This window comes from Streptomyces avidinii, assembly GCF_014650695.1.
Lineage (GTDB): Bacteria > Actinomycetota > Actinomycetes > Streptomycetales > Streptomycetaceae > Streptomyces > Streptomyces avidinii.
Genome location: NZ_BMVL01000001.1, coordinates 611,075 through 623,901, shown reverse-complemented (window position 1 = coordinate 623,901; position 12,827 = coordinate 611,075). Strand labels below are relative to the sequence as shown.

The 12,827-nt window shown below is 69.7% G+C and carries 12 protein-coding genes; 7 read left to right on the top strand and 5 right to left on the bottom strand.

All coding sequences use genetic code 11. The annotated features are described in order from the left end of the window. The first annotated feature begins 11 nt into the window (after nucleotides 1-11). Complete coding sequence (gene leuA, locus IE257_RS02930) at nucleotides 12-1,775, top strand: 2-isopropylmalate synthase (RefSeq protein ID WP_189964181.1); 1,764 nt, start codon at nucleotides 12-14, stop codon at nucleotides 1,773-1,775. 56 nt (nucleotides 1,776-1,831) lie between these two features. Here leuA and IE257_RS02925 read toward each other — a convergent pair whose 3' ends face one another. Further along, nucleotides 1,832-2,590, bottom strand: coding sequence for an SDR family NAD(P)-dependent oxidoreductase (locus IE257_RS02925; RefSeq protein ID WP_189964178.1), 759 nt, complete (start codon nucleotides 2,588-2,590; stop codon nucleotides 1,832-1,834). A 171-nt stretch (nucleotides 2,591-2,761) separates the two neighbouring features. On the opposite strand from IE257_RS02925, the gene IE257_RS02920 reads away from it, so the two are divergent. From IE257_RS02920 to IE257_RS02900, 5 genes are all read left to right on the top strand, one after another. Continuing rightward, complete coding sequence (locus IE257_RS02920) at nucleotides 2,762-3,457, top strand: TerB family tellurite resistance protein (RefSeq protein WP_189964175.1); 696 nt, start codon at nucleotides 2,762-2,764, stop codon at nucleotides 3,455-3,457. 604 nt (nucleotides 3,458-4,061) lie between these two features. Then, nucleotides 4,062-5,564 (top strand): nucleobase:cation symporter-2 family protein, encoded by a 1,503-nt coding sequence (locus IE257_RS02915; RefSeq protein ID WP_229920074.1) that lies wholly within the window; start codon nucleotides 4,062-4,064, stop codon nucleotides 5,562-5,564. Between the two features lie 155 nt (nucleotides 5,565-5,719). Then, nucleotides 5,720-6,466 carry a DNA repair protein RecO gene (gene recO / locus IE257_RS02910; RefSeq protein WP_030757462.1) on the top strand — a complete coding sequence of 249 codons (747 nt, stop codon included), beginning with the start codon at nucleotides 5,720-5,722 and terminating at the stop codon, nucleotides 6,464-6,466. A gap of 11 nt (nucleotides 6,467-6,477) precedes the next feature. Next, entirely contained in the window at nucleotides 6,478-7,302 is an 825-nt protein-coding gene (locus tag IE257_RS02905) for an isoprenyl transferase (protein WP_189964172.1), read from the top strand. 49 nt (nucleotides 7,303-7,351) lie between these two features. Beyond that, nucleotides 7,352-7,900: a YcxB family protein gene (locus IE257_RS02900; RefSeq protein ID WP_189964170.1), complete on the top strand. Its 549-nt coding sequence runs from the start codon at nucleotides 7,352-7,354 to the stop codon at nucleotides 7,898-7,900. 202 nt (nucleotides 7,901-8,102) lie between these two features. Here the strand turns inward: IE257_RS02900 and IE257_RS02895 are convergent, their stop codons facing one another. Genes IE257_RS02895 through IE257_RS02880 form a run of 4 tightly spaced genes read right to left on the bottom strand, consistent with a single transcriptional unit; the run spans nucleotide 8,103 to nucleotide 11,245 of the window. Continuing rightward, the gene (locus IE257_RS02895; RefSeq protein WP_078626133.1) at nucleotides 8,103-8,531 is read right to left on the bottom strand and encodes a Fur family transcriptional regulator; all 429 of its coding nucleotides are present in this window, start codon (nucleotides 8,529-8,531) and stop codon (nucleotides 8,103-8,105) included. 51 nt (nucleotides 8,532-8,582) lie between these two features. Next, complete coding sequence (locus IE257_RS02890; RefSeq protein ID WP_189964167.1) at nucleotides 8,583-9,449, bottom strand: metal ABC transporter permease; 867 nt, start codon at nucleotides 9,447-9,449, stop codon at nucleotides 8,583-8,585. Further along, on the bottom strand, nucleotides 9,449-10,240 hold the full coding sequence (locus IE257_RS02885; RefSeq protein ID WP_189964164.1) for a metal ABC transporter ATP-binding protein: 792 nt from the start codon (nucleotides 10,238-10,240) through the stop codon (nucleotides 9,449-9,451). Before IE257_RS02885 ends, IE257_RS02890 begins: the two co-directional genes overlap by 1 nt. Before the next feature lie 27 nt (nucleotides 10,241-10,267). Then, a complete protein-coding gene (locus tag IE257_RS02880; RefSeq protein ID WP_189964162.1) occupies nucleotides 10,268-11,245 on the bottom strand; it encodes a metal ABC transporter substrate-binding protein in 978 nt (325 codons plus the stop codon). Between the two features lie 155 nt (nucleotides 11,246-11,400). On the opposite strand from IE257_RS02880, the gene IE257_RS02875 reads away from it, so the two are divergent. Next, entirely contained in the window at nucleotides 11,401-12,783 is a 1,383-nt protein-coding gene (locus tag IE257_RS02875) for a glycine--tRNA ligase (protein ID WP_189964160.1), read from the top strand. The last annotated feature ends 44 nt before the right edge of the window (nucleotides 12,784-12,827 follow it).

Here is a 12,827-nt window from a genome sequence, read left to right as displayed (position 1 = left end):
AGCCCAACGCCATGAGCCAGCAGCCTTTTGTCGGTCGCCCCACGCCCATCACGAACGCGACCCACACCCAGCAGGCCACCGGGATGCCGATCCACAAGTACGGACAGTACGAGCAGGTGGACATCCCGGACCGCACCTGGCCGGACGCCCGCGTCACCAAGGCCCCCCGCTGGCTCTCCACCGACCTGCGCGACGGCAACCAGTCGCTGATCGACCCGATGACCCCCGCCCGCAAGCGCGAGATGTTCGACCTGCTGGTGCGCATGGGCTACAAGGAGATCGAGGTCGGATTCCCCTCCTCCGGCGAGACCGACTTCGCCTTCGTGCGCTCCATCATCGAAGAGGGCGCGATCCCGGACGACGTCACCATCTCCGTACTGACCCAGGCCCGCGAGGACCTGATCGAGCGGACGGTGGAGTCCCTGGTCGGCGCCAAGCGCGCCACCGTGCACCTGTACAACGCGACCGCCCCGACCTTCCGCCGGGTCGTCTTCCGCGGCTCCAAGGAGCAGATCAAGCAGATCGCCGTCGAGGGCACCCGCCTGGTCATGGAGTACGCCGAGAAGCTGCTGGGCCCGGAGACCACCTTCGGCTACCAGTACAGCCCGGAGATCTTCACCGACACCGAGCTGGACTTCGCCCTGGAGGTCTGCGAGGCCGTCTGCGACGTCTGGCAGCCGTCCGAGGGCCGCGAGATCATCCTGAACCTGCCCGCCACCGTGGAGCGCTCGACGCCGTCCACGCACGCGGACCGCTTCGAGTGGATGGCCCGCAACCTGACCCGCCGCGAGCACATCTGCATCTCCGTCCACCCGCACAACGACCGCGGCACCGCCGTCGCCGCCGCCGAGCTGGCCCTGATGGCCGGCGCCGACCGCATCGAGGGCTGCCTGTTCGGGCAGGGCGAGCGCACCGGCAACGTGGACCTGATCACCCTGGGCATGAACCTGTTCTCGCAGGGCATCGACCCGCAGATCGACTTCTCGCAGATCGACGAGATCCGCCGGACCAGCGAGTACTGCAACCAGATGGAGGTCCACCCGCGCCACCCGTACGCGGGCGACCTGGTCTACACCGCCTTCTCCGGCTCCCACCAGGACGCCATCAAGAAGGGCTTCGACGCCATGGAGGCCGACGCGGCCGCCCGGGGCAAGACGGTCGACGACATCGAGTGGGCGGTCCCGTACCTGCCGATCGACCCGAAGGACGTCGGCCGCTCCTACGAGGCGGTCATCCGGGTCAACTCGCAGTCCGGCAAGGGCGGCATCGCGTACGTCCTGAAGAACGACCACAAGCTGGACCTGCCGCGCCGCATGCAGATCGAGTTCTCGCGGATCATCCAGGCCAAGACCGACGCCGAGGGCGGCGAGGTCACGCCGAAGGCGATCTGGGACGTCTTCTCCGACGAGTACCTGCCCAACCCCGAGAACCCGTGGGGCCGCATCCAGCTGCGCTCCGGTTCGACGGCCACCGACAAGGACGGCACGGACACGCTGACCGTCGAGGCGGTCGTGGACGGCGTGGAGACGGTCCTGAACGGCACCGGCAACGGTCCGATCTCCGCCTTCTTCGACGCGCTGGCCGGCATCGGCGTCGACGCCCGCCTGCTGGACTACACCGAGCACACCATGAGCGAGGGCGCCTCCGCCGTGGCCGCCTCGTACATCGAGTGCGCGATCGACGGCCGCGTCCTGTGGGGCATCGGCATCGACGCCAACACCACCCGGGCCTCCCTGAAGGCGGTCATCTCCGCCGTCAACCGCGCGGGCCGCTGACCCTTCCTTCGTGAAGCCCCGCCCCTTCCTCGCCGGAGGGGGCGGGGCTCCGCCGTTCAGCGGGCCAGATAGCCGCCGTCCACCGGCACGATCGCGCCCGTCACGAACGAGGCCGCGTCGGAGGCCAGGAAGGCGATGACCCGGGCCACCTCCTCGGGCTCGCCGAGCCGGCCCATCGGGTGCGCGCCCGTGATCTCGGCCAGGTACTCCGGCCCGCCCGGCTCGTCCTTCAGCGCGATCACCCGCTCCGTACGGATGGTTCCGGGCGCCACCGCGTTGACCCGGATCCCGCGCGCGGCCCACTCCACCGCGAGGTGCTTGGTCAGCCCCGACGCGACGAACTTCGCGGGCCCGTACGCGGCCTGGCGGGCCTGCCCTGCCACTCCCGAGATCGAGGACACGCAGACCAGAGCCCCGCCGGGCCGCGGCTGCGCGGTCATCGCCTCGATGGCGTACTTGCAGGTCAGGAACATGCCGCGGCCGTCCACCGCCATGACGTGGTCCCAGTCCTCGGGGCTGGTCTCCCGTACGTCGGACAGCGGCAGCACCCCGGCGTTGGCCACGGCGACGTCCAGGCGCCCGTACGCCCGGGTCGCGGCCGCCACCATCGCGTGATTGGCCTCCGGATCGGCGACGTCACCGGCGACCGCGGTGATCTCGTACCCCTCGGCGGCCAGTTCTCCGCGCAGGGCCTCCACCCCCGGGCCATTGATGTCGGCCGCGGTCACCCGGGCCCCGGAGCGGGCCAGGAGCAGGGCGGTGGCCCGGCCGATCCCGCTCGCCGCGCCCGTGACCAGACAGGACTTCTCGTTCATGACGCGAACCCTAGGGCGAGCGGGGCGGGGAAGCGGGGAGGCCGGGGGCGCAGACCGGCCAAGTCCGCCGCCCGGCACATGTTGTCTTGTCACACGACTGACGCATCCTCATCGATGTGGCTAACATCACGCCCACCCGGCGATGTTGCCGGAAGGTTACGGAGGTGCGACGTGCTGCCAGTTCGGGGTGGGGACGGCCGGAAGCTGACGGTCTGGGGCACCCGTACCACCTGGAGCACCGTGGGCGACGGGGAGTTCTTCTGCCCCGCCTGCGGTGGCGACCGCAACTACCGCCGGCGTACCGGACGACGCCGGTTCACCGTCTTGGGGGTGCCGCTGCTGCCCCGCGGGCAGGACGGGCCCGTCATCGAGTGCCAGGGCTGCCGGGCCCGCTTCGACACCGACGTCCTGGACCACCTCACCACGACCCGTTTCACCGCCCTGCTGCGGGACGCGGTGCACACCGTGGCGCTGGCCGTGCTCACCGCGGGCGGCACGGCCTCTCGCAGCGCGCTGGAGGCCGCGGTGGGCGCCGTACGGGCCGCGGGCTTCCAGGACTGCACCGAGGAGCAGCTGGAGTCCCTCGTGGAGGCGCTGTCCACGGACGAGGGCCGGCTCGGGCTGTACGACGTCCCGGAGTGCTGCGGGGCGGCGCTGTCGATAGAGCTGCACGAGGCCCTGGAGCCGCTGGCTCCGCACCTGGCCGGCCCGGGCCGCGAATCGATCCTGCTCCAGGGGGCCCGTATCGCGCTCGCGGACGGCCCGTACACCCCGGCGGAGCGCGAGGTGCTCGCCACGGTCGGCTCGGCCCTGCGGATCGACACGGACGAGGTGTCCCGGCTGCTGTCGGCGGTACGCGCGCCGTAGCGAGCGGGGACAGGACGTGGAGAGGCGAGAGGCCCTGCGCGAGGATGCGGCGCAGGGCCTCTTCGTGTCCGTTCGGTGGCCCCGATCCGTCCGAAACGGCCCTCCTCGACGTAACGATCCGGCCTCGCAGGGCCGATTTCGGGACGCGTGAACGTCGCGTGAAGGCCGGAGGCGATCCCTCCAAGCCCGGTCTGTCCACCAGTCGGACGGCCGGAACAGCGCCTTCTCGTTTGCCCGTCGGGGCCGTCGCGAACGCCGTACCCGCACGTCACGGCAGGTGCGCTTCGCGGTCGCGGGGCGGAAAGGCCGGACTCCACGGCGCTGCGCGCATACTCCTGTCGCGGAGTCCGCACCACTGGAGAAACCTCCAGATCGAGCACGCCTGAACGTCAACAGTTTGTCGAAGTCGACGATACCTGTGAGGCCTCCCACAGGCGTTCAATTCCGGTCACACGACAAGACGGCGCCGTTAACACAGCGCGGCTTCGATTCACCTCGACGTGAACGTACTGACAACCCTGGCGTACCAACGGGTTAGCGACCCACTGCGCCCAGGGACAACCAGATCTCCTCTCACTTACCTACCTTGAAGGGCAAGGCTGAGATGGCACGTGTCGCCGCCCGGCTTTCCACCGACGGAGAGCAGAGCACCCACCCGGTCGACGAGGTGCTCCCCGTCCCCAAGCTCGCGCTGTACGGCTTCCAGCACGTACTCGCCTTCTACGCCGGTGCGGTGATCGTTCCGATCATCGTCGGCAATGCGCTGAAGCTGAGCCCTGAACAGCTGGTCTACCTGATCAACGCGGACCTCTTCACCTGCGGTATCGCCTCGATCATCCAGGCCCTGGGCATAGGCCGGATCGGTGCCCGGCTGCCGCTGATCCAGGGCGTGACCTTCACCGCGGTCTCCCCGATGATCGCCATCGGCCTCGGCGCCGGCGGCGGCACCGCCGCCCTCCTGGTCATCTACGGCGCGGTGATCACCGCAGGCATCGCCACCTTCGCCTTCGCCTGGCTGCCGGCCAAGGCGTTCCGGACCGTCATGCGGCTGTTCCCACCGGTCGTCACCGGCACGGTGATCACCGTGCTGGGCATCGTCCTGATCCCGGTCGGTCTCAACGACGCGGCAGGCGGCCTCGGCAGCCCCGACTTCGGAGACCCGAAGAACTTCGCCTACGCCGGCGGCACGATGCTCTTCATCCTCATCCTGATGAAGATCGGCAAGCCGTTCCTCTCCAGCATCTCGATCCTGCTCGGCCTGGTCGTCGGCACCACCGTCGCCTTCCTCCTCGGGGACGCGAAGTTCGGCGACGTGGGCAACTCCGAGTGGATCGGCATCACCACCCCCTTCCACTTCGGTGCCCCGAAGTTCGAGTGGTTCCCGATCGTCCTGATGCTCATCGTCATGCTGATCACCATGGTCGAGACGACCGGTGACACCTACGCCGTCGGCGACATCGTCGGCAAGGAGGTCGACAGCGAGACCGTGGCCCGCGCCCTGCGCGCCGACGGCGCCGCGACCGCCCTCGGCGGTGTCCTCAACTCCTTCCCGTACGTGGCCTTCGCCGAGAACGTGGGCCTGGTGCGGATGACGAAGGTGAAGAGCCGGTTCGTGGTCGTGGCCGCAGGTGTCTTCATGATCATTCTTGGTCTGCTGCCCAAGGCCGCCGCGATCGTCGCCGCCGTCCCGCACGGGGTCCTCGGCGGCGCCGCGACCGTCATGTTCGCCATGGTCGCCCTGGCCGGTATCCAGACCCTGGCCAAGGTGGACCTGAAGGAGGAGAAGAACGCGCTGATCGTCGGCGTCTCCCTCGCCTTCGCCCTGCTCCCCGCGACCGTCCCGGTGTTCTTCACCAAGCACATGGACCCGGACCTGTCCTCGCTGCTCAACAGCGGTGTGACACTGGGCGCCACGTCCGCCATCGTCCTGAACCTGATCTTCAACGGTCTGGCCGAGGACGGGGCCCACGACGTACCCAAGGTCGAACTGCCCGCCCAGGTGGCGGCGGCCGCGGACACCGCGGACACCGCGGACGACGCGGACTCCGCAGCAGCCGTACCGAAACCGTCGGGTGAGGGTGAAGCAGCCCGGACACCGGCCTCCTGACCCTCCCAAGGGGTGCTGGCCCCTCGTCCGGACCCGGGTCCGGACGAGGGGCCATCGCTGTGCCCGCCACCCGACACCGATCGCCCCCGCCGGACGGGCACCGCGCCCGTTGCCCGTCGCGTCCCGCTGTCGGCGGCGTACGGGACAATGGGCGCATGAGTCTGTTCCGCGACGACGGCATCGTGCTGCGCACCCAGAAACTGGGTGAGGCGGACCGCATCATCACGCTGCTGACCCGCGGACACGGCCGGGTGCGGGCCGTCGCCCGGGGCGTCCGGCGCACCAAATCCAAATTCGGCGCCCGGCTGGAACCTTTCTCCCACGCCGACGTGCAGTTCTTCGCCCGCGGCAGCGAACTGATCGGCCGCAGCCTCCCGCTCTGCACCCAGACCGAGATCATCGCCCCGTACGGCAACGGCATCGTCACGGACTACGCCCGCTACACCGCCGGCACCGCGATGCTGGAGACCGCCGAGCGGTTCACCGAGAACGAGGGCGAGCCCGCCGTGCAGCAGTACCTGCTGCTCGTCGGAGCCCTGCGCACCCTCTCGCGCGGCGAGCACGAGCCCCACCTGATCCTCGACGCCTTCCTGCTGCGCTCCCTCGCCGTCAACGGCTACGCGCCCAGCTTCGAGGACTGCGCGAAGTGCGGCATCCACGGCCCCAACCGGCACTTCTCCGTCGCCGCGGGCGGGGTGATATGCGGGGACTGCCGGGTGCCCGGCAGCGTCGTACCCTCGTCGGAGGCCATCGCCCTGCTCAGCGCCCTGCTGACGGGCGACTGGGGGCATGCCGACGCGTGCGAGGCGCGTCACGTGCGGGAGGGCAGCGGGCTGGTCTCCGCCTATTTGCACTGGCATCTGGAGCGCGGGCTACGCTCCCTGCGATACGTCGAGAAATAGGAGCTGGACACATGGCACGACGCGGGATTCTGGGGCGCTCTCGCCGCGAGTACAAGGTTCCCGAGCCGCACCCCTCCGGCGCGGTCCCGCCGAAGATCCCCGGTGAGCTGGTCCCGAACCACGTCGCGGTCGTCATGGACGGCAACGGCCGCTGGGCCAAGGATCGCGGTCTGCCGCGCACCGAGGGCCACAAGGTCGGCGAGGGCGTCGTGCTCGACGTGCTCAAGGGCTGCCTGGAGATGGGCGTCAAGAACCTCTCCCTGTACGCCTTCTCGACGGAGAACTGGAAGCGCTCGCCCGACGAGGTCCGCTTCCTGATGAACTTCAACCGCGACGTCATCCGGCGCCGCCGCGACGAGATGAACGAGCTGGGCATCCGCATCCGCTGGGTCGGCCGCATGCCGAAGATGTGGAAGTCGGTCGTCCAGGAGCTCCAGGTCGCCCAGGAGCAGACCGTCGACAACGACGCCATGACCCTGTACTTCTGCGTCAACTACGGCGGCCGCGCGGAGATCGCGGACGCGGCGCAGGCCATCGCCCGCGATGTCGCGGCGGGCCGGCTGGACCCGTCGAAGGTGAACGAGAAGACCTTCGCCAAGTACATGTACTACCCGGACATGCCGGACGTGGACCTCTTCCTGCGCCCCAGCGGCGAGCAGCGCACGTCCAACTACCTGCTCTGGCAGAGCGCCTACGCCGAGATGGTCTTCCAGGACGTCCTGTGGCCGGACTTCGACCGCCGCAACCTGTGGGCGGCCTGCCTGGAGTACGCGCAGCGCGACCGCCGCTTCGGCGGCGCCGTCCCGAACCAGCCGGAGCCGGGCACCTCCGCCTGACCGGGGCGTGTGATCGCCGGACTCCGACCCGTCGGTAGGGTTCGTTGTCATGAACACGAATGACCAGGCGGTTCGGCGGGACGAGCGGACGATCGAGCTCGTCTACCGGACCACCACGGCGGACATGGCGCACGCCCTCCGCGCCAGGAACGTACACACGGCCGCGGGGCGGCGCAGGCGATGGGCGTTTCCCGCCGCCGGGAGCTTCGGAATCGGCGTCGGCCTGCTGGTGACGGTCACCGACGGGACCGTCACCGGGGCGCCGCTGGGCCTGGTGGCCGCCGGCGTGCTGTTGTGGGTGACCACCCTCTTCGGTCCGCGGCTCCAGGCACGGGCCTTCCGCGGCCTGCTGGAGAAGTCGGGGGAGACCCGGGCCGTCATCGACGGCTCGGGAGCCCTGCTGACGTCGGCGTCCTGCGAGGTGCGCATCGGCTGGGCCGCGCAGCCGAGGTACGTGGAGACGGCCGAGGCGTTCGTCATGCTGAGCGAGGACAAGCAGGCGCTGGCCATGACGGTCCTGCCCAAGCGGGGGATCCGGGAACCGGCCGACGTCGACGGGTTGCGGGCCCTCCTGGACACGCACCTGCGCAGGCTCTAGGCCGTCTCTTCCGGATCTTGCCGGGCCCGCGGCGCCCGGCACCGCACCTCGCTGCGTTGTCGGGCCCGCCCCAGTACGTCCAGTACGAGGACGACCCTCCGCCGTGCGATCCACGGCACCGGACGCCGCGGGCTCGGCCGACAAGATCCGAAAGAGACGGCCCAGCGACCGAGCCGGGCCTGCCCCGGGCCGGCCGTTCCGGTCAGCCCGCGGCGGCGCAGTCGGCGCAGGTGCCGAAGATCTCCACCGTGTGCGCCACGTTCACGTAGCCGTGCTCGGCCGCGATGGACTCCGCCCACTTCTCCACGGCCGGACCCTCCACCTCCACCGCCTTGCCGCACTTGCGGCACACCAGGTGGTGGTGGTGATCGCCGGTGGAGCAGCGGCGGTAGACGGACTCGCCGTCGCTGGTGCGCAGGACGTCGACCTCACCGGCGTCCGCGAGCGACTGGAGGGTGCGGTAGACGGTGGTCAGGCCCACGGAGTCGCCACGGTGCTTGAGCATGTCGTGGAGTTCCTGGGCGCTGCGGAACTCGTCCACCTCGTCCAGCGCCGCCGCGACCGCGGCCCGCTGCCGGGTGGATCGTCCTCGTACTGGCGCGGTATTCATCTCGCCAGGCGCAGTCGCCACCGGTTCCTCCTCGTATCGGCCTCGGCCCATTGTGCCAGGCGGCCGACATTTCTAGACCTTCACATCGTCCCTCGGGCAGACCTCTTCGGTGGCGGCGCGGGCCGCCTTCGCCCGGCGCCTGGCCAGAGGCGCCGACACGGCCGTCATCACGACGAAGACGGCGATGGCGAGGAGCACGATCGCCGCGCCGGAGGGCGCGTCGAGGTAGTACGTGGCGGTCACGCCGCTGAGGGAGACCAGCACGCCGATCAGCATGGCCAGCGACAGCGTCGCGGCGAAGCCGCGGGTGACCCGCTGGGCGGCCGCGACGGGGATCACCATCATGGCGCTGACCAGCAGCAGGCCCACGATCCGCATCGCCACTGTGACGGTGAGGGCGGCCGTGACGGCCATCAGGAGGTTCAGTGCGCGCACCGGCATGCCGGTGACCCGGGCGAACTCCTCGTCCTGGCTGATGGCGAACAGCTGGCGGCGCAGTCCGACGGTGACGGCGAGCACGAAGACCGCGAGGATCACCGCGGCCCAGACGTCCTCCGGCGCGACGGTGGTGATGCCACCGAAGAGGTAGCTGCTCAGGGTGGCGGTGGAACCGCCGGCCATGTTGATGATCATGACGCCGCCGGCCAGGCCGCCGTAGAAGAGCATGGCGAGCGCGATGTCGCCGCTGGTCTTCCCGCGGGAGCGGATGTGCTCCATGCCCACCGCACCGATGACGGCCACGAGGGAGGCCATCCACACGGGGCTGGTGTTGAGCAGGAAGCCGAGGCCGACACCCGTGGTGGCCACGTGGCCGATGCCGTCGCCCATGACCGCCTGGCGGCGCTGGACGAGGTACGTGCCGATCGCGGGCGCCGTGAGGCCGACGATGGCCGCCGCGATCAGGGCCCGCTGCATGAAGGCGTATTCGAGGAGGTCCATCAGCTCAGCAGTCCCGTCCGCAGGGGCTCGGCGTCGTGCGCCGCGTGGGGGTGTACGTGGTCGTGGCCGGGCAGCGCGTGCTGCCCCACGGCCTCCGGGGGCGGCCCGTCGTGGACCACGCAGCCGTCGCGCAGGACGACGGCCCGGTCGATCAGGGGCTCCAGCGGGCCCAGCTCGTGCAGGACGAGGAGCAGGGTGGTGCCGAGGGCCTTCTGCTCGCGCAGGGCGTTCGCCAGGACCTCCTGGTTGGCGAGGTCCACGCCCGCCATCGGCTCGTCCATGATCAGCAGTTCGGGTTCGACGGCGAGCGCCCGGGCGATGAGCACCCGCTGGTGCTGGCCGCCGGAGAGGGCGTTGACCGAGGAGGAGGCGTACTCCTCCATGCCGAGCAGGGCCAGCGCGCGCTCGACCGCCGCCTTGTCGGCCTTGCGCAGGATCCCGAAGCGGGAGCGGGCGAGTCGGCCGGCGGAGACGACCTCGCGGACGGTGGCGGGGACCCCGCTGGCCGCCGTGGTGCGCTGCGGGACGTATCCGATGCGCGACCACGAGCGGAAGCGCTTGAAGTCGGTGCCGAAGAGGGACAGCTCGCCATCGGTCAGCGGGACCTGGCCGACCACGGCACGCACGGCCGTGGACTTGCCGGAGCCGTTGGCACCGAGCAGGGCGACGACCTCACCGCGGTGGACGCTGAGGTCGACCCCGCGCAGCACGGGGCGCGAGCCGAGCGAGGCCGTGGCCCCGCGCAGGGATATGACGGGCTGGTCCGCTGCCTGTGCCGGCGTCGACTGCATGGTTCGCGCCTCCGTTGCTGCTGTCATCTACTTGGCTCCGAGCGCCTTCTGGAGGTTCTTCAGGTTGGACCGCATGACCTCGAAGTAGTCAGCGCCCTGGGACTTGTCGGTGATTCCTTCGAGCGGGTCCAGGACGTCGGTCTTCAGACCGGTGTCCGCCGCCAGGGTCCGGGCCGTCTTGTCGCTGGCCAGGGTCTCGAAGAACACGGTGGAGACATTCTCCTGCTTCGCGAGGCCCTGGAGTTCCTTCATCCGGGCCGGGCTCGGCTCGGACTCGGGGTCGACGCCGGAGATGGCCTCCTGGTCGAGGCCGTAGCGCTCGGCGAGGTAGCCGAAGGCGGAGTGGGTGGTGATGAAGGTCTTCGACGCCGTGTTCTGCAGGCCGTCCTTGAACTCCGTGTCCAGCGCGGTCAGTTTGCCGACCAGCTCGTCGGTGTTCTTGCGGTAGTCCGCCGCGTGGTCGGGGTCGGCCTTCGCCAGGGCCGCGCCGACGCCCTTGGCGATCTCCGCGTACTTGGCGGGGTCGAGCCAGACGTGCGGGTCCTGGCCGGCCTCGCCGTGGCTGTGGTCGTGGCCCTCGCCCTCGGCGTGGCCCTCCTCGGCGCCGTGGTCGTGGCCGGAGGAGCCGTGGACCTCCAGCTCGGTCAGGGTGGCGGCGTCGACGACGTTCTTCACGCCGGACTGGGCGACGGCCTTGTCGACGGCGGGCTGCAGGCTCTTGAGGTAGATGACGACGTCGGCCTCGCCGAGCTGCGCGGTCTGCTTGGGGGTGATCTCCAGGTCGTGCGGTTCGACGCCGGGCTTGGTCAGGCTGTCGACCTTCACGTGGTCCTTGCCGATCTGCTCGGCGAGGAATGCCATGGGGTAGAACGACGCCGTCACGCCGACCTTGCCGTCCTTGCTGCCGGCGGCTCCGGCGGCTCCGGAGCAGGCGGTCAGGGCCGTGGCGCCGAGGGCGACGGCTCCGGCGAGGGCGGCGGTGGGTATGAGGCGTCGTACGTTCATGACATCCATTTTCATCAAAGATGGAAACGATTGTCAAAAACCCAGGTGGGAGGCCTGGGCGGGCGGCCGTGGAAGGGGAACCGATTTGAAAGGGGGGGTGCGGGCGCCGGTAATCTAAAGACTTCGCCGTTCGTCCTCGTAATGAAGAGAGCACCGTGGCCGCCGACAAGATCGAAACCATCGTCAGCCTGAGCAAGCGCCGTGGCTTCGTTTTCCCGTGCAGTGACATCTACGGCGGCTCCAGGGCCGCCTGGGACTACGGCCCGCTCGGCGTCGAGCTCAAGGAGAACATCAAGCGCCAGTGGTGGAAGGCGATGGTCACCGGGCGTGAGGATGTCGTCGGCCTCGACTCGTCCGTGATCCTGGCCCCCGAGGTGTGGGTGGCCTCCGGCCACGTCGCCACCTTCTCGGACCCGCTCACCGAGTGCACCTCCTGTCACAAGCGCCACCGCGCCGACCACCTTGAAGAGGCGTACGAGGCCAAGCACGGCCGTGCGGCCGCCAACGGTCTTGCCGACATCAACTGCCCCAACTGCGGTGTGAAGGGCCAGTTCACCGAGCCCAAGCAGTTCTCCGGCATGCTGGAGACCCACCTCGGCCCGACCCAGGACACCGGCTCGAAGGCGTACCTGCGCCCCGAGACCGCCCAGGGCATCTTCACCAACTTCGCCCACGTGCAGACCACTTCGCGCAAGAAGCCCCCCTTCGGCATCGCGCAGGTCGGCAAGTCCTTCCGGAACGAGATCACTCCGGGCAACTTCATCTTCCGCACCCGCGAGTTCGAGCAGATGGAGATGGAGTTCTTCGTCAAGCCGGGCGAGGACGAGCAGTGGCAGGAGTACTGGATGCAGGAGCGGTGGAACTGGTACCGCGACCTCGGCATCCGCGAGGAGAACATCCGCTGGTACGACCACCCGAAGGAGAAGCTGTCCCACTACTCGAAGCGCACCGCCGACATCGAGTACCGCTTCAACTTCGGTGGCAGCGAGTTCTCCGAGCTCGAGGGTGTGGCCAACCGCACCGACTTCGACCTCAAGGCCCACTCCGCCGCCTCCGGTCAGAACCTCAGCTACCTCGACCAGGAGTCGGGTGAGCGCTACACCCCGTACGTCATCGAGCCGGCGGCCGGTGTCAACCGCGCCATGCTCGCCTTCATGCTCGACGCGTACAACGAGGACGAGGCCCCGAACGCCAAGGGCGTCATGGAGAAGCGCACCGTGATGCGCTTCGACCCGCGCCTGGCCCCGATCAAGGTCGCCGTCCTGCCGCTGTCCCGCAACGCGCAGCTGTCGCCGAAGGCCAAGGGCCTCGCCGCCGACCTGCGCAAGAACTGGAACATCGAGTTCGACGACGCGGGCGCCATCGGCCGCCGCTACCGCCGCCAGGACGAGATCGGTACGCCGTTCTGCGTCACCGTCGACTTCGACACCCTGGACGACAACGCGGTGACCGTGCGCGAGCGCGACACCATGAAGCAGGAGCGCGTCTCCCTGGACCAGATCCAGGCCTACCTCGGCAGCCGCCTGCTCGGCTGCTAGGTCCTGCCGGCTCTGCCGCACAAAGACGGGTGGCCCGGTGCGCC

What these genes read in the sequence shown, in the direction of transcription:
- IE257_RS02915 (WP_229920074.1), top strand. Translation starts at nt 4,062, where the DNA reads ATGGCACGTGTCGCCGCCCGGCTTTCCACCGACGGAGAGCAGAGCACC.
- recO (WP_030757462.1), top strand. Translation starts at nt 5,720, where the DNA reads ATGAGTCTGTTCCGCGACGACGGCATCGTGCTGCGCACCCAGAAACTG.
- IE257_RS02880 (WP_189964162.1), bottom strand. Translation starts at nt 11,245, where the DNA reads ATGAACGTACGACGCCTCATACCCACCGCCGCCCTCGCCGGAGCCGTC.
- IE257_RS02900 (WP_189964170.1), top strand. Translation starts at nt 7,352, where the DNA reads ATGAACACGAATGACCAGGCGGTTCGGCGGGACGAGCGGACGATCGAG.
- IE257_RS02925 (WP_189964178.1), bottom strand. Translation starts at nt 2,590, where the DNA reads ATGAACGAGAAGTCCTGTCTGGTCACGGGCGCGGCGAGCGGGATCGGC.
- IE257_RS02885 (WP_189964164.1), bottom strand. Translation starts at nt 10,240, where the DNA reads ATGCAGTCGACGCCGGCACAGGCAGCGGACCAGCCCGTCATATCCCTG.
- leuA (WP_189964181.1), top strand. Translation starts at nt 12, where the DNA reads ATGAGCCAGCAGCCTTTTGTCGGTCGCCCCACGCCCATCACGAACGCG.
- IE257_RS02905 (WP_189964172.1), top strand. Translation starts at nt 6,478, where the DNA reads ATGGCACGACGCGGGATTCTGGGGCGCTCTCGCCGCGAGTACAAGGTT.
- IE257_RS02890 (WP_189964167.1), bottom strand. Translation starts at nt 9,449, where the DNA reads ATGGACCTCCTCGAATACGCCTTCATGCAGCGGGCCCTGATCGCGGCG.